The 26,927-nt window shown below is 63.0% G+C and carries 26 protein-coding genes and 1 tRNA gene; 15 read left to right on the plus strand and 12 right to left on the minus strand.

The features are described from left to right. Positions 1-55: 55 nt before the first annotated feature. Together V1283_RS06550 and V1283_RS06555 are read right to left on the minus strand one after the other, a co-directional pair. A complete protein-coding gene (locus V1283_RS06550; protein WP_334385618.1) occupies positions 56-1,000 on the minus strand; it encodes an alpha-E domain-containing protein in 945 nt (314 codons plus the stop codon). A gap of 16 nt (positions 1,001-1,016) precedes the next feature. Beyond that, positions 1,017-2,435, minus strand: coding sequence for a circularly permuted type 2 ATP-grasp protein (locus tag V1283_RS06555; protein WP_334385619.1), 1,419 nt, complete (start codon positions 2,433-2,435; stop codon positions 1,017-1,019). A gap of 220 nt (positions 2,436-2,655) precedes the next feature. Here V1283_RS06555 and V1283_RS06560 point away from each other — a divergent pair, with 220 nt between their 5' ends. From V1283_RS06560 to V1283_RS06575, 4 genes are all read left to right on the plus strand, one after another. After that, the gene (locus tag V1283_RS06560) at positions 2,656-3,387 is read left to right on the plus strand and encodes a competence/damage-inducible protein A (protein ID WP_334385620.1); all 732 of its coding nucleotides are present in this window, start codon (positions 2,656-2,658) and stop codon (positions 3,385-3,387) included. A gap of 76 nt (positions 3,388-3,463) precedes the next feature. Beyond that, positions 3,464-3,973 (plus strand): xanthine phosphoribosyltransferase, encoded by a 510-nt coding sequence (gene gpt / locus V1283_RS06565; RefSeq protein ID WP_334385621.1) that lies wholly within the window; start codon positions 3,464-3,466, stop codon positions 3,971-3,973. A gap of 32 nt (positions 3,974-4,005) precedes the next feature. Continuing rightward, positions 4,006-4,833, plus strand: a complete 828-nt coding sequence (locus tag V1283_RS06570; protein ID WP_334385622.1) for a class II aldolase/adducin family protein — start codon at positions 4,006-4,008, stop codon at positions 4,831-4,833. 26 nt (positions 4,834-4,859) lie between these two features. Further along, the gene (locus V1283_RS06575; protein ID WP_334385623.1) at positions 4,860-5,474 is read left to right on the plus strand and encodes a hypothetical protein; all 615 of its coding nucleotides are present in this window, start codon (positions 4,860-4,862) and stop codon (positions 5,472-5,474) included. Between the two features lie 146 nt (positions 5,475-5,620). On the opposite strand, the gene V1283_RS06580 is transcribed toward V1283_RS06575, so the two are convergent. Then, on the minus strand, positions 5,621-6,643 hold the full coding sequence (locus V1283_RS06580) for a methionine synthase (protein ID WP_334385624.1): 1,023 nt from the start codon (positions 6,641-6,643) through the stop codon (positions 5,621-5,623). Positions 6,644-6,760: 117 nt separating this feature from the next. Here V1283_RS06580 and V1283_RS06585 point away from each other — a divergent pair, with 117 nt between their 5' ends. From V1283_RS06585 to V1283_RS06595, 3 genes are all read left to right on the plus strand, one after another. Further along, on the plus strand, positions 6,761-7,462 hold the full coding sequence (locus V1283_RS06585; RefSeq protein WP_334385625.1) for a glutathione S-transferase N-terminal domain-containing protein: 702 nt from the start codon (positions 6,761-6,763) through the stop codon (positions 7,460-7,462). Between the two features lie 136 nt (positions 7,463-7,598). Then, a complete protein-coding gene (locus tag V1283_RS06590; RefSeq protein ID WP_334385626.1) occupies positions 7,599-8,219 on the plus strand; it encodes a 2-hydroxychromene-2-carboxylate isomerase in 621 nt (206 codons plus the stop codon). Beyond that, the gene (locus V1283_RS06595; RefSeq protein WP_334385627.1) at positions 8,219-9,193 is read left to right on the plus strand and encodes an NADPH:quinone oxidoreductase family protein; all 975 of its coding nucleotides are present in this window, start codon (positions 8,219-8,221) and stop codon (positions 9,191-9,193) included. Before V1283_RS06590 ends, V1283_RS06595 begins: the two co-directional genes overlap by 1 nt. Positions 9,194-9,195: 2 nt before the next feature. Here the strand turns inward: V1283_RS06595 and V1283_RS06600 are convergent, their stop codons facing one another. The 6 genes from V1283_RS06600 to V1283_RS06625 all read right to left on the minus strand — a co-directional run bounded on the left by V1283_RS06600 (position 9,196) and on the right by V1283_RS06625 (position 16,453). Next, positions 9,196-9,870: an esterase/lipase family protein gene (locus V1283_RS06600; protein WP_334385628.1), complete on the minus strand. Its 675-nt coding sequence runs from the start codon at positions 9,868-9,870 to the stop codon at positions 9,196-9,198. Then, the gene (locus tag V1283_RS06605) at positions 9,867-10,757 is read right to left on the minus strand and encodes a crotonase/enoyl-CoA hydratase family protein (protein WP_334385629.1); all 891 of its coding nucleotides are present in this window, start codon (positions 10,755-10,757) and stop codon (positions 9,867-9,869) included. Before V1283_RS06605 ends, V1283_RS06600 begins: the two co-directional genes overlap by 4 nt. 177 nt (positions 10,758-10,934) lie before the next feature. Beyond that, positions 10,935-12,362, minus strand: coding sequence for an amidase (locus V1283_RS06610; RefSeq protein ID WP_334385630.1), 1,428 nt, complete (start codon positions 12,360-12,362; stop codon positions 10,935-10,937). Beyond that, positions 12,355-13,527 (minus strand): M20 aminoacylase family protein, encoded by a 1,173-nt coding sequence (locus V1283_RS06615; protein WP_334385631.1) that lies wholly within the window; start codon positions 13,525-13,527, stop codon positions 12,355-12,357. The genes V1283_RS06610 and V1283_RS06615 overlap by 8 nt, the downstream gene beginning before the upstream one ends. Positions 13,528-13,532: 5 nt before the next feature. Beyond that, the gene (locus V1283_RS06620; protein ID WP_334385632.1) at positions 13,533-15,065 is read right to left on the minus strand and encodes a M81 family metallopeptidase; all 1,533 of its coding nucleotides are present in this window, start codon (positions 15,063-15,065) and stop codon (positions 13,533-13,535) included. 257 nt (positions 15,066-15,322) lie between these two features. Next, a complete protein-coding gene (locus V1283_RS06625; RefSeq protein WP_334385633.1) occupies positions 15,323-16,453 on the minus strand; it encodes a M20/M25/M40 family metallo-hydrolase in 1,131 nt (376 codons plus the stop codon). 404 nt (positions 16,454-16,857) lie between these two features. Between V1283_RS06625 and V1283_RS06630 the strand changes: the two genes are divergently transcribed. The 4 genes from V1283_RS06630 (at position 16,858) to V1283_RS06645 (ending at position 21,988) form a co-directional block, all read left to right on the plus strand. Then, on the plus strand, positions 16,858-18,438 hold the full coding sequence (locus tag V1283_RS06630; RefSeq protein ID WP_334385634.1) for an ABC transporter substrate-binding protein: 1,581 nt from the start codon (positions 16,858-16,860) through the stop codon (positions 18,436-18,438). A gap of 67 nt (positions 18,439-18,505) precedes the next feature. Further along, on the plus strand, positions 18,506-19,447 hold the full coding sequence (locus tag V1283_RS06635; RefSeq protein ID WP_334392971.1) for an ABC transporter permease: 942 nt from the start codon (positions 18,506-18,508) through the stop codon (positions 19,445-19,447). Then, positions 19,447-20,370 (plus strand): ABC transporter permease, encoded by a 924-nt coding sequence (locus V1283_RS06640; protein WP_334385635.1) that lies wholly within the window; start codon positions 19,447-19,449, stop codon positions 20,368-20,370. The genes V1283_RS06635 and V1283_RS06640 overlap by 1 nt, the downstream gene beginning before the upstream one ends. Position 20,371: 1 nt before the next feature. Beyond that, positions 20,372-21,988, plus strand: a complete 1,617-nt coding sequence (locus V1283_RS06645) for an ABC transporter ATP-binding protein (RefSeq protein WP_334385636.1) — start codon at positions 20,372-20,374, stop codon at positions 21,986-21,988. A gap of 267 nt (positions 21,989-22,255) precedes the next feature. Here the strand turns inward: V1283_RS06645 and V1283_RS06650 are convergent, their stop codons facing one another. Then, a complete protein-coding gene (locus V1283_RS06650) occupies positions 22,256-23,113 on the minus strand; it encodes an alpha/beta fold hydrolase (RefSeq protein ID WP_334385637.1) in 858 nt (285 codons plus the stop codon). A 127-nt stretch (positions 23,114-23,240) separates the two neighbouring features. Here V1283_RS06650 and V1283_RS06655 point away from each other — a divergent pair, with 127 nt between their 5' ends. The 3 genes from V1283_RS06655 to V1283_RS06665 all read left to right on the plus strand — a co-directional run bounded on the left by V1283_RS06655 (position 23,241) and on the right by V1283_RS06665 (position 25,101). Next, on the plus strand, positions 23,241-23,978 hold the full coding sequence (locus tag V1283_RS06655; RefSeq protein WP_334385638.1) for a lysophospholipid acyltransferase family protein: 738 nt from the start codon (positions 23,241-23,243) through the stop codon (positions 23,976-23,978). A 107-nt stretch (positions 23,979-24,085) separates the two neighbouring features. Beyond that, the gene (locus tag V1283_RS06660; RefSeq protein ID WP_334385639.1) at positions 24,086-24,313 is read left to right on the plus strand and encodes a cysteine rich repeat-containing protein; all 228 of its coding nucleotides are present in this window, start codon (positions 24,086-24,088) and stop codon (positions 24,311-24,313) included. A gap of 200 nt (positions 24,314-24,513) precedes the next feature. Beyond that, positions 24,514-25,101, plus strand: coding sequence for a hypothetical protein (locus tag V1283_RS06665; protein ID WP_334385640.1), 588 nt, complete (start codon positions 24,514-24,516; stop codon positions 25,099-25,101). A 9-nt stretch (positions 25,102-25,110) separates the two neighbouring features. Here the strand turns inward: V1283_RS06665 and V1283_RS06670 are convergent, their stop codons facing one another. Both V1283_RS06670 and V1283_RS06675 read right to left on the minus strand, forming a co-directional pair. Continuing rightward, positions 25,111-25,668 (minus strand): TMEM175 family protein, encoded by a 558-nt coding sequence (locus tag V1283_RS06670; protein ID WP_334392972.1) that lies wholly within the window; start codon positions 25,666-25,668, stop codon positions 25,111-25,113. Between the two features lie 414 nt (positions 25,669-26,082). Then, a tRNA-Leu gene (locus V1283_RS06675) sits at positions 26,083-26,169 on the minus strand. Positions 26,170-26,460: 291 nt separating this feature from the next. Between V1283_RS06675 and V1283_RS06680 the strand changes: the two genes are divergently transcribed. Further along, a complete protein-coding gene (locus V1283_RS06680; protein WP_334385641.1) occupies positions 26,461-26,901 on the plus strand; it encodes a twin-arginine translocation pathway signal in 441 nt (146 codons plus the stop codon). The last annotated feature ends 26 nt before the right edge of the window (positions 26,902-26,927 follow it).

Below are 26,927 nucleotides of genomic sequence, written 5' to 3' on the forward strand. Positions count from 1 at the left end.
GATGGCCGAGACAAGCCCGGCCATGACGGTGTTTTGTGGGCGCATCCAAAAGTCTCTAAATCAAATACTGCCTGGTGATGATCTCACCGAGCCGCGCGTTATCCGAAATGAATTCCTGGATGAATTCATGGACGCCATGCTGGAAGATATCGTCCATATGGCTGTGTTCAAGCCGGTTGCGGACGCCGCGGGCGTGGCGCTGGGAGGCGCCCTGGCGGCCATAGGCGACGCCGATCTGGTCGAGATTGCGCACGAGGTTGCTGTAGCAGCTCGCGAGCGACCGCGGCAACGTGTCGTTCAGGATCAGGAGGTCCGCGATCAGCCACGGTTTCAACGTCTCGCGGTAGACCCAGTGATAGGCGGTCAGCGCCGAAACCGAGCGCAGGATCGAGGTCCACTGATAGTAGTCCAGCGGGCCGCCGACATGTTCCTCCTCCGGCAGCAGCACGTGATACTTCACGTCGAGAATGCGCGCGGTGTTGTCGGCGCGCTCCAGATGTAGCCCCAGCCGGGAGAACCAGTAGGCGTCGTTGCGCAGCATGGTGCGGTAGGCCGAGCCGTCGAACCGCAGCGAGGTCTCCTGCACGAAGCGCAGAAACCGCGCCAGTTCCTCGCGGCTCGACGTGCCCTTGCCCCAGATCTCCTGCAACTCGATCCAGGCCGAATTGATGGTGTCCCACATCTCCGATGTCAGCGCTGTTCGCACCGAGCGCGAATTGAGCCGCGCCGCCTCGATGCAGTTCTTGATCGAGGAGGGATTGGACGGCGAGAACGCCAGGTACTCGACCACATTCTGCTCGTTGGCTTCCTGATAGGCCTCGTAGAAACTTGCGCTGACGCCGGCGGTCAGAAGCGCCGATTCCCACTCATTGGTCTTGCCGATATAGGCGGCGGGAAGCGCGGTGACGCGCAAGGTCGCGTCGATGGTGCGCGCGATATATTCCGCACGCTCGACATAGCGGGCCAGCCAGTACAGGTTTTCGGCGGTGCGCGACAGCATACGAAAATTTCGCTCTCTACTCGTCCAGTATCCAGGTGTCCTTGGTACCGCCGCCCTGGCTCGAATTGACGACCAGCGAGCCTTCCTTCAGCGCCACCCGCGTCAGCCCGCCCGGCACGATGGTGACGTGCTGGCTGCCGGTCAGCACGAACGGCCGCAGGTCGACATGGCGCGGCGCGAGGCCGGATGCGGTGCAGGTCGGGCAAGTTGACAGCGCCAGCGTCGGCTGGGCGATAAAGCCCTCCGGTTCGCGCTTGAGCTTGTCGCGGAACGCCTCGATCGTCGCTTTCGTCGCGGCGGGGCCGATCAGCATGCCGTAGCCGCCGGAGCCGTGGACTTCCTTCACCACCAGCTCGCCCAGATTGTCGAGCACGTAGGCCAGGTCCTTCGGCTCGCGGCAGCGCCAGGTCGGCACGTTCTTCAAGATCGGTTCTTCGCCGAGATAGAATTTCACGACCTCGGGCATGTAGGAATAGATCGCCTTGTCGTCGGCAATCCCGGTGCCGACCGCGTTCGCCAGCGTGACGTTGCCCGCCGCATAGGCCGACATCAGCCCGGGGACGCCGAGCGCCGAATCCGGGCGGAAGGTGAGGGGATCGAGGAAATCGTCGTCGACCCGGCGGTAGATCACGTCGACACGCTTCAGCCCTTCGGTGGTGCGCATGAACACTTCATCGTTCTTGACGATGAGGTCGCGGCCCTCGACCAGCTCGATGCCGAGCTTGTCGGCTAAAAACGAGTGTTCGTAGTACGCCGAATTGTAGACGCCGGGCGTCATCAGCGCGACTGTCGGCTCCGCCGAGGCTGAGAGCGGCGCCACCGAACGCAACGCCGACAGCAGTACGTCGGGATATCGTTCCACCGGTGCAACGCGGTGCCGCGCGAACAGGTCCGGAAACAGCCGCATCATGATTTCGCGGTTTTCCAGCATGTAGGAGACGCCCGACGGCGTCCGCGCATTGTCCTCCAGCACGATGAAATTGTCGGCGTCAACCCGGACGATATCGATCCCGGCGATGTGCACGTAGACATCGTGCGGCACGCTCTGGCCGTTCATCTCGGGGCGGAACACCGGGTTCTGGAAGATCAGGTCGTCGGGAATGATGTTGGCGCGCAGGATGTCGCGGGCGTGATAGATGTCGCGCAGGAACATGTTGAGCGCGCGGACCCGCTGCTTCAGGCCCTTTTCCAGCAGCGTCCATTCCTTGGCCGACATGATCCGCGGGATCACGTCGAAGGGAATCAGCCGCTCCTGGGCTTCGGCGTCGCCATAGACGGCGAAGGTGATGCCGATCCGGCGGAACAGCAGTTCCGCCTCCTGCCGGCGATATTCCAGGGCGTCCGGAGGCGTCTCCTTCAGCCAGCGGGAGAGCTCTCGATAGGCCGGGCGGAGTTCGCCGCCGGGGCCGTTCATTTCATCGAAGGCAACTGCCATAAATCCTGACTATTTCTCGAAGCCATGCGGCACAGTGCATGACTTCACGGGATGGTAGCAAGGCCCGGGCCAGCGCGATATGCATTGGCCAGCGGCATTTGGTATGGGTAGCTCGCCGCGCTGCCCTAAAAAAAGGCTGCCGGGTGCTTATTTCGGCAGCAAACCCCCGTGACTTCAATGCGTTGCTTGCGCAAGTTACGGGGACAGGTGGGGAGAAGTCATGAGCGAGATCGTCACGGCGGGTATTCTGGTTATCGGCGACGAGATCCTGTCCGGCCGGACCAAGGACAAGAACATCGGCTTCATCGCCGAATACCTGACCAATATCGGGATCGACCTCAAGGAGGTCCGCGTCGTCGCCGACGACGAGGCCGACATCATCTCAGCCCTTGATGCACTGCGACATCGCTACAACTACGTCTTCACGACCGGCGGCATCGGGCCGACCCATGATGACATCACCGCCGACAGCGTTGCGAAAGCGTTCGGCGTCGGGATCGACCATCACCCCGAGGTGGTGGCGCGGTTTCGCGAGCGCTGGAGCGAGCAGGATCTGAACGAGGCGCGGCTGCGGATGGCCCGCGTGCCCGATGGCGCCGAACTGATCCAGAGCGCGACCATCCTGGCGCCCGGCTTCAAGCTCGGCAATGTCATCGTGATGGCCGGCATCCCCTCGATCATGCAGGCGATGATGGACATCGTCGCGCCCAAGCTGAAATCGGGCGTGCGGATGCTGTCGGACTCGGTTCGCGCCAACGCCCGGGAAGGCGACATCGGCGGGCCGTTGCGGGACATCGCCAATGCGCACCCCGACACCATTATCGGCAGCTATCCGTTCATGGACGAGGACAAGAAGCCGAACACCAACCTGGTGGTCCGCTCGCGCGATCCGGAAAAGCTCAACGCCGCGATGGCCGCGGTGAAGGAGATGCTGGCGGGCATTCTGAGGTAGCGACGAAGCGCAGGTGACCTTCGAAGTTCGCAAATAACGGGAGAACAAAAGTGACCGATTATTCCGGAGCGCGCTCGTGACTGCGCGCGAAAAAGCCACTCCGCCGCCGGAGAAAGCCTTCCCGGTCTCCTGGGACCAGTTTCACCGGGATTGCCGGGCGCTGACCTGGCGGCTCAACGAGGTCGGTCCATTTCATGCCATCATCGCGATTACCCGCGGTGGGCTGGTGCCGGCAGCCATCGTGGCGCGCGAGCTCGGCATTCGCATCATCGATACCGTCTGCATTGCCAGCTACGACCATACCAAGCAGGGCGACCTGAAGGTTCTCAAGGGTGTTTCGACCGAGGTAGCAGAACTCGGCGGCGGCACCGGCAAGGGGCTGTTGATCGTCGACGACCTCGTCGACACCGGCAAGACCGGGCGGCTGGTGCGTTCGATGATGCCGGACGCGCATTTCGCCGCCGTCTATGCCAAGCCGCAGGGCAAGCCGCTGGTCGATACGTTTATTACGGAAGTGTCGCAGGACACCTGGATTCATTTTCCCTGGGATACCGCGCTGTCGTTCCAGCCGCCAATCCGTCCGTGACGGCGGGGTGTGATCAAGACGGGATGGTGGCCGTGAGCGGACAGCAGGCTTCCACTTGGCCGATAAGGTTCGCTCTGGTGATGGCGCTTGCGGCGCTGTTCGGACAGGCCGTCGTCCATGCCCAGACCTCGGTTAATTCGGTTCCGGGCGCCGATGCGGCCTTGATCGAAGACATCGTGACCGGCAGCCGTGTCCTCGCCGATTTCGGCGTTCTCGACGGTTTCGGCCATGTCAGCGCCCGCCATCCCGCCAACCCCGATCGCTTCCTGATGTCGCGCTCGCTTGCGCCCGCGCTTGTCACGGCCGACGACATCATGGAATTCGACCTCGACGGCAATGCCGTGGATGCGCGTGGGCGCACGCTGTTCCTGGAGCGCTTCATCCACAGCGAAATCTACCGGGCGCGGCCGGACGTCATGTCTGTTGTCCACACCCATTCGCCCGGCGTCATTCCGTACACGATCAGCCAGGTCCCGTTGCGCGCGGTATTCCACAACGCGGCGTTCCTGGCGGCCGGCGCGCCGGTATGGGACATCCGAAAGGACTTTGGCGAGACCGACATGCTGGTCCGCAACGCCGCGATCGGCAAGGATTTGGCGCTGACGCTCGGCGACAAAACGGTGGTCTTGATGCGCGGCCATGGGGATGTGGCGGTCGGACCGTCGGTAAAACTGGCGGTGTTCCGCGCCTACTACACCGACGTCAATGCAAAACTGCAGTCGCAGGCGATCGCACTCGGTGGCGAGCCGAGCTATCTGACGCCGGGAGAAGGCGCCAAAGCCGATGTGGTGAATCTGGCGATCGTCGACCGTATCTGGAACCTGTGGAAGATGCGCGTCCCGACGCCGCCTGCAAAGTAGCTCCGCCCAAATTCGCTCAGGTCGATATGCCCCTTCAAAACCGCGTCACACCTACCGGCGACATCATCGCCACGGCGCATCGCGGCCTGTTCACCGGCAACCGCGGCATCATCCATGACCCCGCGACCAAGACCTTATTGAAAAAGCGTTGGTCGAGCCCTGCGTGGATCACCTGCGTCTGCGAATTCAGGGGATGGCGGCGCAAGGTGATGGGCGGGCGGAGCTGGACCGAGCTGTTCTTTCTCGACGAAGCCACCGCATTCGCCGCCGGCCATCGCCCCTGTTTCTTCTGCCGCCGTGATGACGCCAACCGGTTTCGCGCGGCGTGGGAGAAGGGCAATGGCGTGAAAAGCATTCTGGCGCGCGAGATGGACGCCGTATTGCATGGTGAGCGGCTGGAACGCGGCAAGAAGCGGCTGCATCCGCTGCCGATGCCGGTGCAAAAGTTGCCCGACGGCGCGATGGTGCAGCACGCCGAAGAGAGTTTTCTGATCGTGGAGGGCAGGGCGCTGCATTGGTCGATGGCTGGTTATCAGAAAGCGGAAGCCGCACTCAAGAACGCGATGCTGCTGACGCCGCCGTCAACGTTGCACGCGCTCAGTGCTGGATATCGGCCGCTGCTGCATCCGAGCGCGAGTTAGTTAGCGAAGGCGATACCGCTTGCGCGGTCTGCCCTCTCTTCCGCTTGCGGGGGAGAGCTGGAGTGGGCGCTCTCTCCGCGAGTAACGCTCGTGGAGGCAGCCCCCACCCTAATCCTCCCCCGCAAGCGGGAGAGGGAATGGAAGCATCACCCGAGCCGCTGCCTCGCCAGCTTCGCCCCCGCGCCCAGCGCCGCCAGCTTCGCCTCCGCGATGTCCCGCCGCATCGGCGCCATGCCGCAATTCGTCGTCGCGACGATGTTGCTCAACGGCACGAATTTCGAAACGGCCTCGATCACCTTCACGACATCCTCCGCGGTCTCGACGGTGTCGCTGGCGACGTCGATCACGCCGGCCTGGACGACCTTGCCGGGGAGCAGCGCCAGCAGGTCGAGCGGCACTTTCGAATTGCGGCACTCGATCGCGACCTGCTGGATCGGGCTTTTTTCGATCGCCGGGAAAATATCCTCGTACTGCCGCCACTCGCTGCCCAGCGTCTGCTTCCAGTCGGTATTGGCCTTGATGCCGTAGCCATAGCAGATGTGGACGGCGGTGGTGCAGGTCAGGCCTTCGGCGGCGCGCTCCAGTGCCCTGATGCCCCAGTCGGAGACTTCGTCCATGAAGACGTTGAAGGCGGGCTCGTCGAACTGGATCACATCGACACCGTCGGCCTGCAGCGCCTTGGCCTCGTTGTTGAGCAGTTCGGCAAAGGCGAACGCCATCTTGACCTTGTCGCCGTAATACTTGTCAGCGACCGTGTCGGCGATCGTCATCGGGCCGGGCAGGGTGAATTTCAGCTTGTGGGTAGTGTGGGTGCGGGCGACGCGGGCTTCATCGGCATGGACGCGGCCCTTTAGCGTCAGCGGCGCGACCACCTGCGGCACCATCGCCTTGTAGCGGTCTTTCCTGATGCCCATCTCGACCTTGTGGGCGAAATCGATGCCCTCGACCTTCTCCAGAAAGCCGTGGACGAAATGCTGGCGGGCCTGCTCGCCCTCCGTGACGATATCGACGCCGGCATCCTCCTGCAGCTTCACCGCCAGCATGGTGGCGTCCCGCTTGGCGCGGGCGAGTTCGTCGCCTTTTGCTCGCCAGGGCGCCCACAGCGTGTTCGGCTCGGCCAGCCATTCCGGCTTCGGCAAAGAGCCTGCGATGGTGGTTGGAAACAGCATGGGAGCCTCCCGATTGGTTCTGATTGAGCGCCTGTCTGCCATGTCTTAAGATCGAGGTACAGAACAACAAAAGTCGCCATCACGGGGAATATTCCCGCATCGGCAGCTAGGGGAGCCATGATCGACCTGCACTATGCGCCGACGCCCAATGGCTGGAAAATCTCGATCATGCTGGAGGAACTCGGGCTTCCCTATCGGGTCATCCCCGTCAACATCCGCGCCGGCGAGCAGTTCAGGCCGGAATTTCTGGCGATCAGCCCGAACAACCGGATTCCGGCCATCGTGGACCACGAACCCGCCGACGGGCAGGGGCCGTTTCCGGTGTTCGAGACCGGCGCGATCCTGATCTACCTCGCCGACAAGACCGGGCGCTTTTTGCCGAAAGAGATGCGGGCGCGCTCCCACGTCATCGAATGGCTGATGTGGCAGGTGAGTGGGCTCGGGCCCATGCTCGGCCAGCACGGCCATTTCGCGCTCTACGCGGCAGAAAAAATCCCTTACGCGATCGAACGCTACCGCGACGAGGCGGCGCGGCTCTACCGCGTGCTCGATACGCAGTTGGGCAAGACCGGCGCCTATGTCGCGGGCGACTACTCGATCGCCGATATCGCCTGCTTCCCCTGGACCATGACCCACAAGGCGCAGGGCTTTACCCTCGACGATTATCCGAACATCAAACGCTGGTACGCGGAAGTGCGCGCCCGGCCGCAGGTGCAAGCCGGGCTCGCGATCGGAAAATTCGTGAAGGAGCCGTTCGACGAGGAGGCGCGGAAGAATATGTTTGGACAACGCGCGAAGGAGATGGCGGAGAGGAAGTGATTGCAGACCCTCATGGTGAGGAGGCGCGAAGCGCCGTCTCGAACCACGAGGCCACGGACGGGCCTACATCCTTCGCGACGCGCGTTCCGCGCTCCGCAGGATGAGGAGAATCAAGAATCAAACAAAAGGAAAGCCCATGATCGAATTCTTCTTCGACTGCTCCAGTCCCTGGACCTATCTCGCCTTCCACAACATCCAGCCGCTCGCCAAAGAGTTCGGCGTCGAGATCAGTTGGCGGCCGATCCTGGTCGGCGGCATCTTCAACACCGTGAACCCCAGCGTCTATGCGCAGCGCGAGACGCCGGTGCCGTTGAAGGCGCGGTACATGAAGAAGGATCTCGCCGACTGGGCGCGCTCTGCGGGGCTTGCCATCAAGATGCCGCCGACGGTGTTTCCGGTGAACAGCGTGAAAGCAATGCGCGGCTGCATCTGGCTGGGCCAGGAATCTGGCGAACGCATGGTGCCGTTCGCCACCGCGGTGTTCGAGACCTATTGGGGCGGCGACAAGGACATTTCGCAGGACTCGGTGCTGACGGAGGTCTGCAAGAAGGCCGGCGTCGACCATGTCAAATTCTTCGAGGGCATCGGCCAGCAGTCGATCAAGGACCAGCTCAAGGCCAACACGGACGAGGTGATGGCGCGTGGCGGTTTCGGTTCGCCGACGATCTTTGTTGACAAGACTGACATGTACTTCGGCAACGACCGAATGCTGCTGATCCGCGAGGCGCTGGAGCGCCTGAAAGCGCGGGCCGCCTGATGCCGAAGGCCGTCGTCTGCCGCGAGCTTGGGCCGCCGGAGAGCCTGCGCCTGGAAACGTTTGACGCCATGCCGCTGGCGCCGGGTCAGGTGCGTGTCGCTATCCGCGCCGCCGGGTTGAACTTCCCCGACGTTCTGATGGCGGCGGGCGAGTATCAGCTCAAGCCGCCGCTGCCGTTCACGCCGGGTATGGAAGCCGCCGGCGATGTCGTCGAGGTCAACGCGGCCGAAGGCGTCGCGGTTGGTGATCGCGTGATCGTCAAGATGCGGCACGGCGCCTATTCCGATGAAGCCGTCGCGACGCCGTCGCAACTCGTAAAACTGCCGTCGAATTTCGACTACGCCGAGGGCGCGACGTTCCTGGCCGGCCACGGCACCGCCTATCACGCGCTGATCGATCGCGGCCGGCTCGAACCGGGCGAGGTGCTGCTGGTGCACGGCGCGGGCGGCGGTGTCGGGCTCGCCGCCGTCGAAATCGGCAAGATGCTCGGCGCGACGGTGATTGCGACAGCTTCCAGCGACGAGAAGCTTGCGATTGCGAAAGCCAGGGGCGCCGATCATCTCATCCGCTACGATCGCGAGCCGTTCCGCGATGCCGTCAAGCGCATCACGGACGGGCAGGGCGCTGACGTGGTATTCGACCCCGTCGGCGGCGAAGTATTCGAGAACTCGATGCGCTGCATCAACTGGGGCGCAAGGCTGCTGGTCATCGGCTTCACCGGCGGCATTGGGCTTGCAAAGACCAATCTTCTGATGATCAAGGGCGCGAGTGTGCTCGGCGTCCGAGCCGGCGAAGCGGTGCGGAGAAATCCCGCGCTCGGCGAGGTCAGGATCAAGGCGCTCGCGGAATGGGCGGAGGCCGGAAAGGTGCGTCCGAATATCTCGCATCGGCTGCCGCTTGAGGATTACGCGAAGGCGATGAGGCTGCTCATCGATCGAAAGGCGATCGGGCGCGTGGCGCTGACGATGGGGTAACCCTATGATCCAAACTTTCCAGCCTTCAAAAACGCAATCGTCTGCGCGATCGCAACACTATGCCGCACCAGCCAGGGATGCGAGGTGCGGATGACGATATGGTCCGCCATCCCGTCGAGTTTGGTGTTCGCCACCGATACCCGTCCGTCATGCGGCTTCGGCAGGAATGCCGATGTGATCGGATAGATCGACCGGTTTCCGGCGACGATGCCAACGGGATAATTGACCGGTGGAAACAGTGCCTTGATCGCTTCATTTCGCTGCGTGCCGAGTTGCTGTCCGGCCGGTCCGAAAAAAGCGCGGTAAGGCCTGAGATGCCTGAGGCGGTCGGCGATCTCGCTGCCGCTGTTCGGCGTGCCGAGCATGACGACACGGCCCAGGCGTTTTGGCCGATGTCTGGCAATGTAGACCCGGGCCAGCAAGCCGCCCATGGAATGGCAGACGAAATGGACGGAACCGTCGACGTCCTCCGTAAAACGTTGGATAGCGGGATGGATGTCCTCCGCCAGCGCTTCCAGCGCGTTCCGGCGGCTCGCGTAGTCCAGGTTGAGCGCGGCGAAGCCACAGCCTTCCAGCGCCGCTTGCATCTTTCGAAACGATCGCGCCGTCCTGCTGATGCCATGGAGCAGGACGACACCGTCTTGCGTCGCGTCGGTCGAGGCGGGCCGCTCGCTCACTTATATTCGCGCTCTTGCCACCATGGGAAATAGTCGGGCATGTCGCTGGAAACCTTGTTCTTGAATTCGGCCGGGCGCTTTTCCAGGAACGAGACCACGCCTTCTTTCACGTCCTCCGAACGCCCGCGGGCGTAGATGCCGCGGCTGTCGACCTTGTGAGCTTCCATCGGATCGTCGGCGCCCATCATGCGCCACATCATCTGCCGGATCAGCGCCACCGATACCGGCGCGGTCTTGGCGGCAAATTCTTTTGCCAACGCACGCGCGGTCGGCAGCAGATCGTCCGGCGGCACCACCTTGCTGACGAGGCGGCCGGCCAACGCCTCCTGCGCCGGGAAGACGCGGCCTGAATAACACCACTCCAGCGCCTGCGAGATGCCGACGATGCGCGGCAGAAACCAGCTCGAGGCGGCCTCGGGCACAATGCCGCGCTGGGAGAACACGAAGCCGAAGCGTGCGGCTTCCGATGCGATGCGGATATCCATCGCGAGCTGCATGGTGACGCCGATGCCGACGGCGGGGCCGTTCACCGCCGCGATCACCGGCTTCAAGCATTTGAAGATGCGTAGCGTCACCTGGCCGCCGCCGTCGCGCACCATGGGATCGCTGTAGTCGACAGCGCCGCTGGCCAGCCGCTTCACCGGCCCGCGCCGCGCGTCGCGGTCAAACGTGTTGGCGCCGGACGAGAGATCGGCGCCGGCGCAGAAGCCGCGGCCTGCGCCTGTCACGATGATGGCGCGGACATTGTCGTCTTTGTCGGCGGCGTCGAAGGCGTCGATCAGTTCCTGCTGCATGGTGCCGTTGAAGGCGTTGAGCTTGTCGGGCCGGTTCAGCGTGATGGTGAGAATCTGATCGTCGACCTCGTACTTGATCGCCTCATACGCCATGGGACTGTTTCCTCTCGATTGTTCGTTTTTTGTCTAGCCCAGCTCAAGAATGTCGTCGTGCCCGGGCAAAAGCGCGAAGCGCGTCTTCGCGCCAGATGTCCGGGCATCCAGGTCTTTTCGTTCGGCAGAGTAAGAGCGTGGATGGCCGGGACAAGCCCGGCCATGACGGGGTCTGAATTATTTCTTCGGCGGCGAGGGCCACGGCCGCTGCGGGCCGCGCAGGCCTTCGAACGCCTTCGCCATGCCGAGCACGCCGAGATCGTCGAAGCGGCGGCCGACGATCTGCACGCCGATCGGAAAGCCCTTGGCGTCGTAACCGCCATTGATCGAGATCGCGGGATTTTCAGCCATATTCCACGGCACGGTATAGGCAATGTGCTCGAACGGCTTGTCCGGATCATTGATCGGGGCGGCGAATTCGGCCGGGAAGTTCACCACCGGCGACACTGGCGAGACCACGTAATCGAGATCGCAGAACAGTTTTGCAGCCGCCGCGCGGATCGCCATCGTGGCGTTAAAACCCCTGACGACGTCGATGCCGGAAAGACTTGCCGCGGCTTCGGCCCATTTGTGGATGTAGGGCAGCGTCCTGCTGCGTTCCTCGGGCGAAAGTTTTGAGAGATCGTCCCACATCCGCGCGCGCCAGAAATTGTCGAGCCCGTCGAGCATCTCGCGCGTCAGGATACCGTCGACCTCGGTGACGACGGCGCCGGCGGATTCGAACGCCTTGGCCGCCTTGATCGCAACGCCTCGCACGTCGCTTTCCAGCGGCTGGCCGGCGCCGGGATCGAGCATCAGGCCGATGCGCAGCTTGCGCGGGGACTTGTCGTGCGCCTTCCAGTTGATGCTGTCCGCCGGCAGGCTGGTGCCGTCGCGGCGGTCCGGCTTCGACAAGACGCACATCATCAGCGCCGCATCGTCGACGGTGCGGGTCATCGGGCCCGCAACGCGGCCGACATAGGGCGGATCGACCGGAACGCGCCCAAAACTCGGCTTCAACGCGACCAGGCCGCACCACGAGGCCGGCAGCCGCACCGAGCCACCGATGTCGGTGCCGAGATGCAGCGGGCCGTAACCGGCCGCGGCTGCCGCGCCCGCGCCCGAGGAGGAGCCGCCGGCATTTTTGCTGAGGTCCCAGGGATTGCGGGTGAGGGGATGGAAACTGGAGAGGCCCGACGACAGCATGCCGTAATCCGGCATCGTCGTTTTGGCGAAGATGATCGCGCCGGATTCACGCAACCGCGCGGCGGGCGGGGCATCCTTCGCGGCCGGCACCAGCTTGACACTGGCAGCACCCAGCGGGACCGGCTGACCTTTGGTGGCGATATTGTCCTTGATGGTGACCGGAATGCCATCGAGCGTGCCGGTCGGCTCGCCCCTCTGCCAGCGGTCGGTCGAGGCCTTCGCGGCCGCGCGCGCAGCTTCGGGATCGAACAAATAGAGCGCCTTGATGTGCGGCTCCCACGCCGCAACATGCTCGATCACTTCCTCCAGCACTTCGGAGGGCGAGAACTGCTTGGCACGATAGCCCGCGATCAGGTCAGTCGCGGAAAGGTCATGCAGCGAGGTGACTTCTTCTTGTTCTTCTTTGACGGTTTTATGCATGCGAACCTACCGGGAGCCGGGTTTCGATGATGCGGGCGAACATGCTGGCGCCGATCGGCAGGATCTTGTCGTCGAGGACATAGCCGGGGTTGTGCACCGGCACCGAGCCGTCATGGCCGATCCAGAAATAGGCGCCGGGCACCACCTGCATCATGTCGGCGAAATCCTCGCTTCCCATCTTGGGCGTCGCGCGCGTCAACACATTGGCCGGATCGACCACGGTCTTCGCCACCGCCTCGACCACCCGGGACTGCTCCTCCTCGTTGACGAGCACGCTGAACGTGTCGCGGATGTCGGCGGTTATTTCGCACTGGAAGGTCGCGGCAATGCCGGCGCAGATCGTGCGCATGCGCTCGCGGATCAACGCGCGCACGCCGTCGTCGAACGCGCGCACCGTGCCGCCTAGTCTGGCGTCACCTGGGATCACGTTGTTTGCGGAGCCGGCATGGATTTGCGTGACCGACAGCACCGCAGACTTCAAGGGATCGACGTTGCGGCTGACGATGGTCTGCAGGGCTTGCGTCAGCGTCGTCGCGATGACCACAGCGTCCTTGGAGCGTTCCGGCATCGCGCCATGCGCGCCGTAGCCCTGGATGGTGATGTCGAAGAAGTCGGCGCCGGCCATTGCCGGCCCCGGCAGGATCGCGATCTCACCGTGGTTCAGGTCGGGCGCATTGTGCAGCCCGTAGACCTCGTCGCAGGGAAATTTCTGGAACAGGCCGTCCTTGATCATGGCGCGCGCGCCGCCGAGGCCTTCCTCGGCGGGCTGGAAGATGAAATGCACGGTACCGTCGAAATTTTTGGTCTCGGCCAGATAGCGCGCGGTGCCGAGCAGCATGGTGGTATGGCCGTCATGGCCGCAGCCGTGGAAGCGGCCGGGAATCGTCGAGCGCCATTTCAGGTTGGTATTCTCTTCCATCGGCAGCGCGTCCATGTCGGCGCGCAGGCCGATGCGCTTGCCGCCATTGCCCTTGCCCTTGAGCACGCCGATCACGCCGGTGCCGCCAAGGCCGCGATGCACCTCGATGCCCCATCCTTTCAGCTTCTCCGCGACGATGCCGGAAGTGCGCACTTCCTCGAAGCCGATCTCGGGATGGGCATGCAGATCGCGTCTGATGGCGGTGAGTTCCTTGGCATAGCCGTCGATGCGGTCGATGGTAGGCATGTCTGTTATCCCGTGACTGGAGAGGTTGAGCGAGATTGGGCGGATGGGGCGAAAGCGCGGCCGTTCGGCTTGATGCGGATGCCCGGACGCAGCCGCGTCCAGGGTAATACTGCGGTATCGGCCGGCATCGCGCCGGGCGCGGCGCAGATCAGGAGCTTTTCGGCGATCGGCTCGAAATCGGCGCGGAAATGCACCGAGCTCTTGTTGACCAGGATTTTCTGCTCGGTCGGCTCGATGCCGACATAGCGGTACATCGATTGATCCGCGAGCTGCGCCTTGTAGGAGCCGACGACCACTCTGATATCGCCGATGCGCAGGCAGGCCGACTGCCCCATATCCATGTCGCGTCCGCGATAATAGGGGCCGGACGCCACGAATTTGCCGTCGGACAGTTTTTCGACAACGAAAGTTTCCCTGTATGGCGCATCGCCTGATATGCCCGACTTGCCGCCGAGATTCAGCGTGACCGTGGCGCCGACACCGGCCGCATGCGCAGCGCTAGCCGACTCCGGATCGTAGATCACGCCGGTGGCACCGGAAGCCTTGTTGCGCACCAGCGCGCGCAGCATGCCCGTGGTGTCGGAATCGCCGCCGGCGCCGGGATTGTCCTGGGTGTCGGCGATGACGATCGGCTTACTTGCCGATTTCGCCAGCTCCATCGCGAGGCGCACGCCATCATCGGGCGAATAGATGCGGCCGTCGAAATCGTCCTCGTGGCTCTCGACCAGCGCCACCAGTTTGTCGGCTGCGGCATCCGCATCGGCCTGCGTCCGGCCGTAGGCAAACACGCTCGGCCCGCAATCCCTGAAGTCCGCCGCCGGGAAGCCCGGCGCAAAGGACAGCGTCGGCACCGCGTCGCTTTCGAGCGCCGTAAGCTTTTCATAAATGCCCTTGGTCGGCTGGTCGTTGGTGCATTGCCAGGAGATCGGGATCAGGAACGGCAATTGCCGGAACGCTTTTGCAAAGCGTGCCTTTGTCTTCAGCATCAGCGCGAGGTGTCTTGCACAGGCGCGGCCGGTGTCGGCCATGTCGATGTGGGGATAGGTGCGGTAGGCAATGAGTGCATCGGCATGCTCCATCATCTCGGGTGAGACATTGGCATGGAGGTCCAGGCTCACGACCAACGGCAGGTCCTTGCCGATCACCTTGCGCACGCGGGCAAGCGTTTCGCCTTCACCGTCGTCGTAGTGTTCGGTCACCATGGCGCCGTGCAGATCAAGATAGACGGCATCGATAGGTCCTGCCGTAGCGATGCCGTCGACCATCTCTTTCATGATGCGTTCGAAGGCATCCTTGGTGACATGCGCCGATGGGACCGCGGCCGCCGAGATCGTCGGGACCAGCTCCCAGCCATTGGCTTCGGCCGCCTCGACGAAACCGGCCAGGCCGACATTGATGTTACGCATGACCTTGAGCATGTCGGTGCCATGCGCCATCGACGGCCAGCCGCCGCCGTGAACGAAATCGTCATAGGTCGCCTTGGTTGGCGCAAAAGTGTTGGTCTCGTGCAGAAAGGCGCCAACGGCGATGCGGGTCATTCAGTGTCTCGGCCAATGCTTTTCGTTGGGGGGACGTTAAGCGCGTCATCGTGGCAAGTGCAAGCCGGGGAGCAATCCCGTTTTGCATGCCGCGTGGGCGTTAGTAATTGTCTTGCACCGTGACCAACGCCGTCATTGCGAGGGACAAAGCGACGAAACTTGCTCCGTCATTCCGGGGCGATGCGCAGCATCGAACCCGGAATCTCGAGATTCCGGGTTCGCTTCGCGCCCCGGAATGACAGCAGTTGCTGCGCCGCTCAGGTCAGCGTCGCCAGCAAGCCCGCCATCAAACGGCCGCGCTCGGCGAGACTGTCGACCTCGATGTGTTCGTTGAGCGTATGAGCGTCGGCGCCTCGAACACCCAGGCCGTCAAGCGTGGGGATACCCATCGCGCCCGTAAAATTGCCGTCGGAGCCACCACCGGCGCTGCCACGCGGGAGCTCGACGCCCAAACTCCGGGCCACGCTGCGCGCCTGTTCATAAAGCGCCATCGTGCCAGCGTCGGGTTCCCACACCGGCCGGGTCACACCACGGGTGACCTTGAACGTGACATCATTGCTGCTGCCGGAAAGCGCGAGCATCCGTTCGACGCCGCGATCGAGGTCGGCCTGCCGCTTGGCCATGCTGAGCGCCTCGCCGCTGCAGGTAGTGGCAACGCAATTGACCCATTGGCCGCCATGCACGATGCCGACCGAGAAGGTGCAATCTTCAGTCGTCATGCCGTCGATAGCGATAATCTGGCGTGCCATCTCGCGGATCGCGGAACGCCCCGAGGAGAGCGTGGCGCCGGCATGGCTCGGCTTGCCGATGGCTTCGAGATTGAAGCGGGCAATGGCATATCGCCCGGTAACCACGCCGTTGTTGAGGCGGCCCGGCTCCGGCACCAGCACATATTTGTTGCGGGCGGCTTCGGCCTCGATGATGTCGCGGGTCGATGGCGTGCCGACTTCTTCATCCGGCGTGAACAGCACGGTGATTGGCAGCGGCGTCGTGAACGCGGCGCGGGCCAGTTGCCGGATTGCTTCGAGGGTGAGGTAGTTGCCGCCCTTCATGTCGAAGATGCCCGGGCCGTAGCATTTGTTGCCTTCGCGCCGCCACGCCAGCTTTTCCAGCGTGCCGACGGGATGGACGGTGTCGAGATGGCCCGCGATCAGGATTCCGGGCTCGCCCTGCTTCGGGTGAGGGAAACGCGCGCGGACGCAGCCGGCAAAACCCTGCCGACCGGCGATGCGTTCGATGGTCGCACCCATGATGGCCATTTCGCGCGCCGCAAGATCGAGCATGCGTTCGACCGCACACGCATCCCACGTCGGGCTTTCGCATTCCACCCAGGCCCGCAAACCCTGCAGCATGGTCTCGGAATCGAAGGGAAGGTTGGCAGGATTCATGATGGGTCCTCCCGGTTGGGCCGGAATGTTTGGGTTCAATGTGGACCCATTACGAGAAGGATCGGCGGCTAATTTGTAAAGGGAAAACATGGCGCGCTCGGACCTTCCCTGTGCGAGGTCGGGGCAACGGTAATTCTGGCATCATTCTTGATTGTGGACTTTTGAGGAGGCGTGTCGGCGGAGCTGAACCGGGACTGCAATCCACCCGGCGGCGGGCGCAAGCCGGCCGCGAAAAGACCTGTCCGGAGGGCTGTCCTGATTTCCGCCTGAGCGCCGGCGTCACCAGTGTCGTCGGGTCAAAAGGTGTTGTGAAGCTGAATATCGACCCTATAGTTCGGTCAGAAACCGGGCAGGGGCCCGAACAATAGGCATTCGGGCGTCGAGACGACAACGGAGATGAAGGAATGAACGCGTTCAGAAAAGCAATTCTTGCTGCGACATGTGTCGGCAGCCTCGTGGCCGTGGCGGCGCCTGCGCTTGCCGAGACCACGTTGCGCGCCGTCATGCATTCGGATCTGAAGATCCTCGATCCGATCTGGACCACGGCCTACATCGTCCGCAACCACGGTTACATGATCTACGACACGCTGCTCGCGCAGGATGAAAAGGGCGAGATCAAGCCTCAGATGGTGGAGAAGTACGAAGCCGCGGCTGACGGCAAGAGCTACACCTTCACCCTGCGCGACGGCCTGCTGTGGCATGACGGTCAACCTGTAACGTCGGAAGACTGCATCGCCTCGATCAAGCGCTGGGCCGCGAAGGACTCGCTCGGCCAGAAGATGATGACGTTCGTCGACTCGATGAGCGCGGTGGATGCCAAGACTTTCACCATCAAGCTCAAGGAACCGACAGGTCTCGTGCTGCTGGGCCTGTCGAAACCCTCGTCGAACGTGCCGTTCATGATGCCCAAACGCGTGGCGGAAACCGACCCCAACAAGCAGATCGAGGATTTCACGGGATCCGGCCCCTTCGTCTTCAAGAAGGACGAATGGAGGCCGGGCGACAAGACCGTCTACGTCAAGTTCGACAAGTACAAGCCGCGCAGTGAGCCGGTGTCCGGCCTGGCCGGCGGCAAGGTCGTCAAGGTCGACCGCGTCGAGTGGCGCGCGATCTCCGACGCGCAGCAGGCCGTCAACGCGCTGTCCAAGGGCGAAATCGATTTCGTCGAGCAGCCGAGCCACGATTTGCTGGGGACGCTGAAGAAGGACCCCAATGTCTCGGTCATCATCTCGCCGCCGCTGAAGGCGCAATACGTCTTCCGCCCCAACCATATCCACAAGCCGTTCGACAATCCGAAGATTCGCCAGGCGCTCTGGTACGCCTTCAATCAGGAAGACTTCCTGATGGCGACCATCGGTAGTGAGGAATACATCAAGGAGTGCAAGGCGCTGTTCATCTGCGGCACGCCGTTCGCGACCACCAAGGGAATGGACGGGCTTCTCAGCTCCAACGCCAAGAAGGCCCAGGAACTGTTGAAGGAAGCCGGCTACGACGGCACCCCTGTCGTGCTGATGCACTCCACCGATTTGAAAGTGCTGACCAACCTTGCGCCGGTGGCGAAATCCCTGATGGAGAAGGCGGGCTTCAAGGTCGACATGCAGTCGATGGATTGGCAGACGCTCGTCGCGCGCCGCGCCAAGAAGGATGCCCCTGACGCCGGTGGCTGGAACGCGTTCCTGACCGCCTGGGTCGCCGCCGACGTGATGAACCCGGTCTCGACCGCCTATCTCAACTCGTCGTGCGAGAAAGCGCTGTTCGGCTGGCCGTGCGACGCCCAGCTCGAAAAGCTGCGCGACGATTTTGCGCGCGAGGCGGACCCGGCCAAGCAGAAGGCGATCGCCGAGGCCGTGCAACTACGCAGCATCGAGGTGACGCCCGAGATCCCGGTCGGCGAATATGTTCAGCCGGTCGCGATGCGCAAGAACGTCACGGGCTTCATCATCGCGCCGGTGCCGGTGTTCTGGAACATCGAAATCACCAAGTGAGTTGAGCGGCGCGGGCGGGGACTTTTTTCTCCGCCCGCGCCGCTCCAGGGTCGAGTTGATTATGTCCATGTATGGCTATCTCCTGCGGCGGCTGCTCGGCACCATTCCCGTGCTGCTGGTCGTTGCGGTCTTTATTTTCCTGATGCTCCGCCTGACGCCGTCGGATCCGGCCGCGATCATCGCCGGCGACAACGCCAACGCCGAGCAGGTGGCGCAGATCCGCAGCCAGCTCGGTCTCGACAAGCCGATGATGCAGCAGTTCTTCATCTGGTCGGGCAGGGTGCTGACGGGCGATTTCGGCGAAAGCTTCTTCTTCAAGAAGACGGTCGCCGCGCTGATCGGCGAGCGGATCGAACCGACGCTGTCGCTGGCCTTCTTCACGATGCTGATCGCGGTGTGCCTGGCGGTGCCGCTCGGCGTGATGGCGGCGCACTGGCACGGCAGCTGGCTTGATCGCCTCGTGATGGGTTTCTCGGTGCTCGGATTTTCGGTGCCGGTGTTCGTGGTCGGCTATCTCCTGATCTATGTGTTTTCGATCTGGCTGAACTGGCTGCCGGTGCAGGGCTATCAGCGCCTTTCCGAAGGCGTCGGCGGCTGGGCACTGCGTTTGCTGCTGCCCTCGGTGACGCTGTCGGTGATCTATGTGGCGCTGATTGCGCGCATGACCCGCACCAGCGTGCTCGAGGTGCTCTCCGAGGATTACATCCGCACCGCGCGCGCCAAGGGGCAATCCGAGCGCAAGGTACTGTTCCGCCATGCGCTGCGCAATGCGGCGGTGCCGATCGTCACGGTGATCGGCCTCGGCGTGGCGCTCCTGATCGGCGGCGTCGTCGTGACCGAAAGCGTGTTCACGATTCCCGGCCTTGGCAGGCTGACGGTCGACGCGGTGCTGGCGCGCGACTATCCGACGATCCAGGCCGTCATCCTGCTGTTTTCATTCGTCTACGTCATGATCAACCTGGCGGTTGATATGATCTATACCGTGCTCGATCCCAGGATTCGCTACTGATGGTTGATGCGACGATCCTCGAACCCGTTCTGCCCGCCAGCGCGGGCAAGCCGGCTGCGTTTCGCAAGCTGCTGCGTAACCCGAGCGTGGTTTTCGGCGCGGCCATCATCGGCATCGTCCTGCTGATGGGGCTGCTGGCGCCCTGGCTTGGCACCATCGACCCGACGGCGATCAACCCGGTCGCGCGCAACAAGGTTCCCGGCGCGGAATTTTCGATGCGCACCGATACCGGCGAGCGCATTCGCATGATTGCCGCCTTCGGCACCGACGGGCTCGGGCGCGACGTCTACAGCCGGGTGGTCTATGGCGCGCGCGTCTCGCTACTGGTCGGCGTTTCGGTCGCGCTGATCAGCGTTGCCGTCGGCCTGTTCATTGGGCTATTGGCCGGCTTCTTCCGCATTCTGGATGCCGTGATCATGCGGGTCATGGATGGATTGATGGCCATTCCGGCGATCCTGCTCGCGATTGCCATGGTGTCGTTGTTCCGCTCCAGCGTGCTGACCGTGATCATCGCCATCACCGTTCCCCAGATACCCGGCGTCGTCCGGCTGGTGCGCTCGATCGTGCTCAGCGTGCGCGAGGAGCCTTACGTCGAGGCCGCGGTCACGCTCGGCACTTCAACCCCGAAGCTGCTGTGGCGGCATGTATTGCCCAACACGATCGCGCCGATGATCGTGCAGGGCACCTTCATCTGCGCGTCCGCCATCCTCATCGAAGCCATTCTGTCCTTCCTCGGCATCGGCGTACCGCCGGAAGTGCCGACCTGGGGTAACATCATGGCCGCGGGACGAGAGGTGTTCAGCCTGTTCCCGCACAACATCATCTATCCCGGCGTCTGCCTTGCGCTCACGATCCTGGCCGTCAACGTTCTCGGCGACGGCTTGCGCGATACGCTCGATCCCAAGATGGCGAAGCGGGTGTGATGTGAGCAACACCGTCCTCGAAGTCTCGAATCTTTCCGTCGCCATCAAGGGAGGCGACCGGACGCATGCGGTGCAGGGCATCAACCTGACCGTCGGCGCCGACGAGATCGTCTGCGTGGTGGGCGAATCCGGCTCCGGCAAGTCGGTAACGGCGCAGGCCGTGATGGGCCTGCTGCCGAAAGGCGCGATGCAGGTCGAGAGCGGCTCGATCCGGCTGCAGGGCGATCAACTGCTCACCAAATCCGACGCGGAGTTGCGCGCGATCCGCGGCACCCGCATGGCCATGGTGTTCCAGGAGCCGATGACTGCGCTCAATCCGGTCGAGCGGGTCGGCGACCAGATCCGCGAAGTGCTGGAGATCCACACCAGCCTCGACCAGAAGGAGCAGCGCGCGCGCGTGCTCGAGATCATGCGCGCGGTGCATCTGCCCGATCCCGAACAGATGATCGACGCCTATCCGCACCAGCTCTCCGGCGGCCAGCGCCAGCGGATCATGATCGCGGCGGCGCTGGTGCTAGATCCCGCTTTGCTGATTGCCGATGAGCCGACCACCGCGCTCGACGTCACCACGCAGGCGCAGATCCTCAAGCTCGTGCGGGAAATGCAGGGGCGCAAGAAAACCGGCGTGCTGTTCATCACGCATGATTTCGGCGTCGTTTCCGAGATCGCCGACCGCGTCGTGGTGATGCAGATGGGCCGGATCGTGGAGCAGGGCCCGTGCGAGGAGGTGCTGCGGAATCCACGAGAAGACTATACCAGGATGCTGCTGGGCGCGGTGCCGAGCATGACGCCGCCGAAGCGGTCGCCGGTGACCGGCCCGGTGGTGCTGCAGACCGAAAATCTTTTCAAGACCTATGGTAAGCGCTCGCTGTTCCAGCCGAAGGCGCGCGTGGTGGCCGCGGTCAAGGACGTCTCGCTGACAATCCGGCGCGGCGAAACGCTGGGCATTGTCGGCGAGTCCGGGTCCGGCAAGTCCACGGTGGCGCGCTGCGTCGCGCGGCTGGTCGATGCCACCGACGGCGGCATCAAGATCGACGGTGTCGATATCGCGGCGATGCGCGAAGCGAAATTCCGCCCGATGCGCCGGCGCATCCAGTTCATCTTTCAGGACCCGTATCGATCGCTCAATCCGCGCCGCACCGTCGGCGAGGCGATCATCGAGGGACCGATGAATTTTGGCCTCAGCCGCAAGGAGGCGCTGCAGCGCGCACGCGACCTGATGGCCGTGGTGCATCTGCCGCCGGCTGCGATCGACCGTTTCCCGCACCAGTTCTCCGGCGGCCAGCGCCAGCGGATCTGCATCGCGCGGGCGCTGGCGATGGAGCCTGAATTGTTGATCGGCGACGAGCCGGTGTCCGCGCTCGACGTCTCCGTGCAGGATCAGGTGCTGAAGCTGCTCGACGAAGTGCGCCGCAAGTTCAATCTGGCGGTGCTGTTCATCACCCACGATCTGCGGGTGGCCGCCCAGGTCTGCGATCGGATCGCGGTGATGCAGCGCGGGGTGATAGTCGAGCAGGGCGCCACGGCAGACGTTTTTGCCGCGCCCCAGCACGAATACACCAAGGCATTGTTCGACGCCGCGCCCGGCCGCCATCAGGAATTTGCCGCCAGCGCGTAATTGGCTTCGTCATCACGACCCAACAGGTCACGGAAATGCGCGCCCGATGGCTCGCAATGACAGTGAAGGTCAGCAGTGGGTATCCCGCATCAGTTCCGGACCATCGCTCGACAGCGGCGAGGGGATTTGCGGTTGTTGTGGCTGGGATGACCGCCGATCCGTGGGTAATTTGCGCCCGGTTCCGGCAGGTTTGTCCAAGGGTTGTTCGCTAGCCATGTCGTCATACTCCTTTTGTGCATGACAACATTTTTGTGTGCGTTGCGTTCCTCAGGCCGGATGCGCGGCGAGATGTTCCAGCATTAATTCGCATACACGCTCCGGCGCCTGATCCGCCGCAAAATGCCCGACGCCCGGCAACACCTCGAAACGATAGGGCGCGGCGATGAAATCGACCGTGCCTTCGGCGGCGGCGCGGCCGACGGTGTCGTCGGCGTCGCCCCAGATATAAAGCGTCGGCACGCGGATCGGGCCGAGCGGCCCGCGGATCGCGCCGCGGGCACGATACCAAGCGAGCGCTGCTTCCATCGCATCCTTGTTGCCGAGCACGGCGAGATGCCTCTCGATGGCGTCCGCAGGAACGCCATTGGCGGCCAGACGCTCGCGCAGCCATCTGGCGTCGTCGGCCAGCACGACATCGGCGGCATCCGGTTCCAGAAATGCCTTGTGGTGCTTTGAACGCTGTGCCTGCTCGCCGTCGGCCATCAGCGCGCGATTGAATGCGTTCGGATGCGGCCGCGAGAGAATGGTGAGCGAGGCCAGCCGCTCGTGGTGGCGGTCGGCGATGCCCCAGGCGATGCTGCCGCCCCAGTCGTGGCCAACGAGATGAAAGCGCGCACTCCCATAACCCGCGGCCGCCGCGATCGCCATGGCGTCGTCCATCAGGCGGTCGATCAGATAGTGCGAAAATTCACGCGGATCCGGCCGGGCGCCCGGCGAATAGCCGCGCTGGCTCGGCGCAATGGCGCGATAGCCCATGTCGCCGAGGCAGGCGACCTGCGCGCGCCAGCAATGCATCGATTCCGCAAAGCCGTGCAGCAGCAGGACCAGCGGCGCCCCCGACGTGCCGGCGGCGATGGCATCAAAGACCAGATGCGGCGCGATGGCGATTTGTTCTGATGCCGGCATGGGGCGATCCTGGAGGGGCAATCGGGCCAATCCATGGTGAGACGTATTCCAGCCGGGCGGGCGGAATTGTGCAACCCGGGAAAAGTGCTGTATTGGAAGCCGCACAGAGGCCCGAAGGGACGGACGTTTGCAATATCTGAGGTCTATCATATTCGATACCGCCGTGGTGATCCTGACGCTGGTCGTTTCGCTGTCGGTGCCGTTCATGGCGCTGTTCAATGCGAGCAGCGCGACGGTGCGCGCGGTCTCGCAGGTGTGGGCCAACGGCATCATGTTTCTGATGAAGTACGTGGTGGGGCTGGATTATCGCGTCGAGGGACGCGAGCACGTTCCAGACGGCCCCTGCATCATCGCCTGCAATCATCAATCGCTGTGGGAGACCGCGGCGCTCTGCGTGATTTTCCCCGACGCCAGCATCGTCGCCAAGAAGGAGCTGAGGAAGCTGCCGCTCGTTGGTTGGTTTCTGGAGCGATATCCGATGATCCTGGTTGACCGGTCGGCGGGCCGCCAGGCGCTGCGCCAGATGGTCGATGAGGCGAAGCGCGCGGTCGGCGAAGGGCGCAAGGCGCTGTTGTTTCCGCAGGGCACGCGACAGGCGATCGGCGAGCCCATGGTGTTCCACTCCGCCGGGATCTCCGCGCTCTACACCAACCTCAACGTCCCGGTGGTGCCGGCGGCGTGCAATTCCGGCCTGTTCTGGGGCAAGAAGACCCTGATGATGCATTCAGGCACCATCACGCTGTCCTTCCTCCAGCCGATCGCGCCGGGCCTGCCGCGCAAGGAATTCCAGGAAAAGATGGAGCGGATGATTGCAGAGGAGGCCAGCCGGTTGCTCACGGTGACCGAGGCGAAGGTGGCGCGCTAGGCCGCAATGCGATGAGGCCGCATCGGAATTGCCCTCCCTCGGGATGCCTGTCACGGAACCCTAGATGGGAAGCTACGTTTTCTTCCTATCAACATAGGGAGATCGTTATGCGCGCTATTGTCGTCGCTCTCGTCATTTTGCTGACCGAGATTTCGCTATCGTTTGCACAGGGTCACATGGGCACGCCACAAGAGCAGCAGGCCTGCACACGGGATGCGCAGCGCTTTTGTCGGCAGCTATTGGGCAATGATGGAGCGGTTCAACAATGCTTGCAGCAGAACCGGACCAGACTGAGCCAGAGCTGCCAGAAAGTATTTGCCAGCCGCGGCATGTGAGGCTCTTTATTCTGGCGCCGAACTCGGCCTTTTCAGTACTTGCTACGCGTTGAAATGGCTAAGGCCGGTCTCCCGAGAACTGTGAAGCCGATCGCCGCTCCTGGCCGGGTGAGGCGGTGTTGGCCGAATGAATACGGGGCCGGCCGGCTTAACCTTTAGTTCGGCTGGATCGCTGTTCATGTGCTAAACAACAAGGCTCCATGTCCAAATGGCTTAAACAGCTTCTGTTTGGAATTTGGGGTCTTCTGCTGATCCCGCTGATCACGCCTATCCTCAAAAGATGGTTGGAGGAAAACGTCTTCTCCGATCCTAACGATATGGCCACGACGGTTTTTCGTAACGCTGTGGCTACGACCGTTTTTGAAAACCTTCTCGCACTGGGCCAGCAGCGTTGGTTTAAATTTGCGTTGGTCTTTTTGACAGGAATCGTAATTGGTGTCTCATTGGAATGGCTAAACCGGAAGTCGGACGAGAAAAAAGCTTCCGAACTCCGAAGCCTCGGCGCTAAATTTCGCAGTCTTTCAGATAGCCTCAAAAATCGGACCGCGTCGTCAGGATGGCCGGACAATGTGAGTGATCTTAAGCCTGCAATCATGTCTGCATTCGGCTCCGCCAGGAAACTTCATCTGTGGGTCCCGGATGAGCATGTGTACCAATTGCCGGATGCGTCATTCCTTTGTGAATATTTCAGATGCGTCGGTAAGCTTTTGGAGGATGGACAATTTGACAAGGCCAACAGGGAGGCGATCTCCTGGCAACCATTCCTCGATAACGTGACGTTGTCTTGAGTCCACGCCCTAACCCGCGCGACGCGCAGCGAGCCAACCTGCCAGCGGCGCGCCGAACGCCAGGCACCATGCGAATTGCGCAACTTTCGGCGCGATGACGGCGATGGTCGTGCCGAGCACGAACACGACAAGCGGAAACAGAGCCGTCGCCAGCAATTGCGGATCGTGGCGGCCCCGCAGCGCGAGAACCCACAGCAGCGCGTTCACCGCGGCGATCAGCGTGAGGTGGAGGCCGTAGATCACGGCGACCACGCCATCGAGCCGGTAGCTGCCGTAGAGGCCGTTCGTCACCGGCAGGATGATGATCGACAGCAGAAAAAACAGATTGAGGAATACCACGCCGCGGCCGCCTTCCGGCGCCACCGCAAGCCGTCGGTGGTGGCTAAACCAGAACAGGCCAGCGACGACGAAGGAGATCGCCAGCGCGATGATCGGTTGCGCATAGACGCGAACCAGGTCGATCCACTCCGGTGCGCTCTTGAAGCTGCTGGCCTTCGGCAAGTCATAGGCGAGCAAGGTCATCGCCACGCCAAAGATGGTGTTGCTCAGCATCTCCAGCCGGCGCATTTCGAAAAGATGGGTTTGTGGCAATGTGGTCCCCAGTCTCACCAGTCCATCTTCGCTTTCGCTGCGCTCAAGCTATGCCGGACACACTCCGACTTCGCGGCCCTCGCGTGGCTGCGCCACGCGTAGCCCGTCAGGGCGTGGCTTGCCAAGCCGTAGCTCGCGGACGCGAAGCCCGCCTTCGCCCTTTGGGCTTCGGCGTGGCAGCCTTCACTCGCTTCGCGAGCGAAGGGCGGCTTGCCAAGCCGTAGCTCGCGGACGCGAAGCCCGCCTTCGCCCTTTGGGCTTCGGCGTGGCAGCCTTCACTCGCTTCGCGAGCGAAGGGCGGCTTGCCAAGCCGTAGCTCGCGGACGCGAAGCCCGCCTTCGCCCTTTGGGCTTCGGCGTGGCAGCCTTCACTCGCTTCGCGAGCGAAGGCTGGTGCGGGCGGTGGGACTCGAACCCACACGACGTTGCCATCGAGGGATTTTAAGTCCCTTGCGTCTACCAGTTCCGCCACGTCCGCTTAGTCTCAGGAGATCAGATACTTAGCGTGTTTACCGGAGAAGTGGAATTGGGATAATCTCCGGCCAAAACGCTCCCCACCTTTAAGTGAGCGCGCCGCCAAAGCAAAGCCTCAATGCGGACACTTGGGGTGTTTACCTGCGGCGGGCTTTAGAGCGTTTTCCAGCGAAGTGGAGACCGGTTCGCGTCAAGAAAACGCGTCAAATTAAAATCTAAAGCCTTTTCCGGTCCGATTCCATCGGACCGGAAAGGCTTTAGGCAATCTCAACATAATCCACTTAACGAAGGTCCGATGCCCAACTCGCTGTCCCATCTCCGGATATTCTCGCACAGCCTCGCGGCGCTGGCGCTGGTTGCGCTCGGGGCCGGCCTGTCCGGCTGCGCCGGGATGAGCGACACCATTTCGCCGGCCTTCGCCGATCCCGCCAAATACGATCTCTACGATTGCAAGCAGCTCGAGCCTGAGCGCAAGAGCCTCGCGGCGCGCACCGCGGAAGTGCAGGGGCTGATGACGAAGGCCGAAACCGGCGTCGCCGGTCCGGTCGTGGCGGAGCTCGCCTACCGCAATGAATACATTGCGTTGCGCGGCCAGTCGAAGCTGGCCGATGAAGCCTGGCAGAAGAACAGGTGCCATGAATCGAAACCGGAAGCCAGGCCTGCGCCGGTCCCGCCATCGATCGCGGCTCCCGCTGCCAAGCGCGGCCGTTCAAAGGCCGGCAACAGCGCGAACTAAAGTGTGTAGCAGTGTAGCCCGGATAC

The sequence above is a fragment of the Bradyrhizobium sp. AZCC 2262 genome, from assembly GCF_036924535.1.
GTDB lineage: Bacteria > Pseudomonadota > Alphaproteobacteria > Rhizobiales > Xanthobacteraceae > Bradyrhizobium.